At 61.4% G+C, this 3,947-nt stretch carries 2 protein-coding genes and 1 pseudogene; all 3 read right to left on the bottom strand.

The annotated features are described in order from the left end of the window. Positions 1 to 448: pseudogene (locus JNL55_RS21740) on the bottom strand (hypothetical protein); the annotation flags it as partial. Positions 449 to 459: 11 nt separating this feature from the next. Then, entirely contained in the window at positions 460 to 2,904 is a 2,445-nt protein-coding gene (locus JNL55_RS21735) for a TonB-dependent receptor domain-containing protein (protein ID WP_293858792.1), read from the bottom strand. Positions 2,905 to 3,010: 106 nt separating this feature from the next. Beyond that, on the bottom strand, positions 3,011 to 3,947 hold a 937-nt coding region (locus JNL55_RS21730; protein WP_293858790.1), incomplete at its 5' end, for a FecR family protein.

Below are 3,947 nucleotides of genomic sequence, written 5' to 3'. Positions count from 1 at the left end.
GATCGGCATTCTCCCAAGCCACCGAAGAAAAACCCGGCGAGTAAATGACGACAGGAACACGTCCCGACGCTGACGGCGCGTCGCGTACCGCCCTGAGTCGCTCCCCAAGGACTGGATTCAACCCGGCCAGCAGTTCCTTGGCTTCAGCGCTCGGCTCGGTCGGTTTGCCGAAAGTCGTCTCCGTCGCCAGCAACGCAACGTAGTCGCCGACGGTCATGGAGGCACGGTTGCTCTCGGCCGGGTACCAGACCAATGTTTGCAGTGGCCTGCCCGGCTGCGCCTTGCTAAAGGAGCGCGTGTAGTCGTACTGCTCTACGACCTTGAAGCCTGTTGCGTACGGCCCCGCAGACTCATCGAAATGAAATGGCGCATTGCTCGTTGCGCTCGCACCCTGCGCCATCGCGCACGAAGCGACCGCCGTCAATGCGACGGCGATCCATCTCCGCAATCTTCGTCTCATCAGAATGCCCGCGCGATGGACATTCCAAAAGTGCGCGGCCGAATGTATTGATACGCGAACGGGAGATTGGTCAGCGCATTGGCCAGCATGCCGCGCTCGTCCGTCAGGTTGGTGACGTAGAGATTGGCGGTCCAACCGTCGAGCTTGGCGCCGGCACGAAGGTCGACGCGCGTGTACGCAGGAAAGCGAGTGCGTTCATCCGTTGCGTTGAACAGATCCCATCGCTGGCCCGCGTAGCTTGCCGAGGCACCGACGAAACCAGTCGCTGCCGAAGCGATTGGAAACTCCTGATCGATGGACAGATTGCCCGAGAACCGGCTGGTGTTGGGCAAGCGGTCGCCGGCATCGGCCATCGCCAGGCTGCCGGCGGGAAAGCCTTCCTTCAGCACCGCCTCGTTCCAGGTGACCCAAGCGGAAATCGTCAGGCCCGACATCGGCCGCAGTGTCTGCGACAGCTCGATGCCTTGGCTCTTCGCGTGCCCGGCATTGGCGGTGTAGCCCAAGCTGGTGTCGGGATTGATCAGCGACAACTGAATGCCGTCCCAATCGATGTAGTACAGCGACGCTTCATACGACAACACGCGCTCGAACAACGAACCCTTCACGCCGATCTCGTAGTTCTTGGTTTTATCCGGGTCGTACTGCCGTGGGCCACCGGAGGCGAGCGAGTTGGCGCCGCCGGCGCGATAGCCCGAAGCCATTCTGGCGTACAGCATGAGCGAGGGGGACACGATGAAACGCGGCGTCAGCAAATAAGTGAAAGCGTCTTGGGTCGACTCTTCTCTGGCCGAGATGCTGACGGCGCCGCCCAGCAAGGCCCCGGTCAGCAATCCAGGCAACGAGACCAAGTTGATCCGGCTCTGGCGCGCGCCGAACTGCACATCGAAACGCTCGGTAATGTGATAGTCGAGATTGGCGAACGCTGCGTATTCTTCGTAGGTGCCCGAGCCGTTGACGGTGATCAACGCCGGCTCGAATCGCTCGCCCGAAGTCGGCTCGGTGGCCAGCACCGATTGATCGATATGAAAGCGCTCATCCGTATAGAACGCGCCCACCAGCCAACCGAGTTTGCTGTCCGTGCCACCGGCCAGCCGCACTTCTTGAGTGAACTTGGTGTTCTTGCCGTCTTCCGGCAACGCTGCACCACCGACATCGTAGAAGGCCTGCGCCGCCGCGCCGAAGCCCGCCGTGAAGTCCAATGAATCTTCGAACGAGTTGATGTTGTAACCGCTGATCGACGTGAGCGTCATATCGCGCAGCTGCGCTTCGAGCGTCGCGCTATAGGCCTGAACTTTGGACTCGGACGCACCGACGTTGCGAATGTAATTCTGTTGCAAGTCTCCCAGGCCCGGCAGCACGTTGATGTCGGACGAACCATCCGCCTCGCGTTCCTGATAGAGCGCACTCAGCTTCAACGCGACGTTGTCGACGGGCCGCCACACGCCCGACAAGCGGCCGCCGCTCACTCGCTCTTCATTCAAACCATGAATGCCCAGCACCGGATTGTCGATGTAACCAGGGTCCTGTCTGGTGAACGCACTGGCGCGCATGGCGGCCGAATCGCTCAACGGAATATTCACGGCGCCACGTGCGTTGTAGCCCGCCCCATTGCCGTGCGAAATGCCACTGACACCCACTTGCACCCGACCGCTGACAGCATCGGTGTTGGGCTCGACCGTCACGAACTTCAGCAAGCCGCCCATGCTGCTCGCGCCGTACAGCGTTCCCTGCGGACCACGCAACACTTCGATCCGAGCCAGATCGGAAGGATCGAAATCGGGCACGAACGAACCGATGCCGCCTTGGGTCGAGCCGCCGAACGGCACGTCATCGACGGTGATGCCGACGGTGGGATTGCCGCTGCCGGTGGTCACACCGCGAATGGACAAGATCTGCGCAGCAGACGACGTGGGCGACACACTCAGTCCCGGCACGCTCGTGTAGAAGTCCTGCAGGCGCAGCTGATTGTTGTTCACCAGCCTTTCAGCAGTCACCGCCGTCACCGGCAGCGGTACGTTCTGGAGTAGATCGACACGCTTCTCGGCGGTGACCACCACTTCCTCCAGCAAGAAGCTTTGCTCGGTCGCCCGCGAGGTACCGATCTCTTGCTTGCGGACCACGATGACGTTGTTGCTGGTGACTTCGAACTCCAGCCCGGTGCCTTGCAGAATCCGAGTGAGCGCCGCGCGTGGCTCGAGCGTGCCACTCACACCCTCGGTTCTCGCTTGGCCGACGTCGCCTTCATCGAACACCAGCGGCAGATTGGTTTGCGCAGCGAATGCTCGCAACGCGCTGGAGACTGACTGAGCTTCGATCTGATACGAGCGCTCGCCAAACTCCGCGGCCTGCGCCGTGGCCGTGAGTGCTCCCATGGAAACCAGAATGGTCGCAACCAGCGCGCATCGGATGCGGCTCGGCTCATTGTTCTTCGCGCGAATCCTCACAATCCTCTCCCCTTGTGTTGAGTTTCGCCGCCCACCGGTCGAACGCTCTGCACAGAGGACACGCAGCTCGGCGCTTACCTCAATGGTCTGAAGAAAAAAATTGCGTCTATTGGCGCGCGGGAGGATGTGCATCGGTCAATAGAATTTGATGCTCGCCGATGCGCTCGGCTTTGAGTCGATACAACGAACGGACGCCCTCGACGAACAGTTCGGTCTTGCCAGCCTCGAACGTGCCGCTGATTCGCGCCGCTTGTAGCCTTGGCGCTTGCAGAACGATCTCATCGTTGGAGTATCGATTGGCCTCGGCGACCGCCTCCGCCAACGGCGTGTTGAGGAAGTCGAGCTTGCGGGCTCGCCACGCGGTCACCCGAGGCACGTCGATCTGACTGCGCTTCTCTTTGACTTGCCCGACGCCATACGAGAGCTGCTCGCCCGCGGCCAACATCACCTCGGCCCGCCCCGTCCCCACGGCGACCTTGCCCTCGATCAGAGTGACCGTCACCTTGTCCGGCGTTTTGTAAACATCGAAGACCGTGCCCACAGCGCGAACTTCGCTATCGCCGGCCCGCACGATGAACGGACGGGCCGCATCCTTGGCAACTTCGAAGGTCGCTTGACCTCGAACCAATTCGACACTGCGACGCGCCTTGCTGTAGTCGACTCGCACTTCTGAATTAGTGTTCAACGTGATGATCGACCCGTCGGATAGCGGCACTGTGCGCTGCTCGCCAATGGCGGTGGCGAGCGGTGTTGCCGAATCACGCCCTATATAAATGTATGAGGCGCCGACGAGCATGAGCACGGCAGCCGCCACCGCCGCGAACTTCTGAACGACCGCTCGCTTCGCTTTACGCCGGCGTTCTTTGATCGCAGCACGCCCTCGAACCACTTCAGGCGACTGCTCCAACTCGCCAAAGCCCTCCCAGAACTGTTCGACGGCCTCGAACTCTCGACGTCGTTCCGGATTGGCCGCCAGCCAGCTCCGAAAGCGGGCCGCTTCGATATCGGAAAGATCCTGTGCTCGCAAGCGCGCGTACCACTCG

This window comes from Steroidobacter sp. (assembly GCF_016790065.1).
Classification (GTDB): Bacteria; Pseudomonadota; Gammaproteobacteria; order Steroidobacterales; family Steroidobacteraceae; genus Steroidobacter.
The sequence above is the reverse complement of the archived record's forward strand: the minus strand, read 5'-3'. Positions and strand labels throughout refer to the sequence as shown.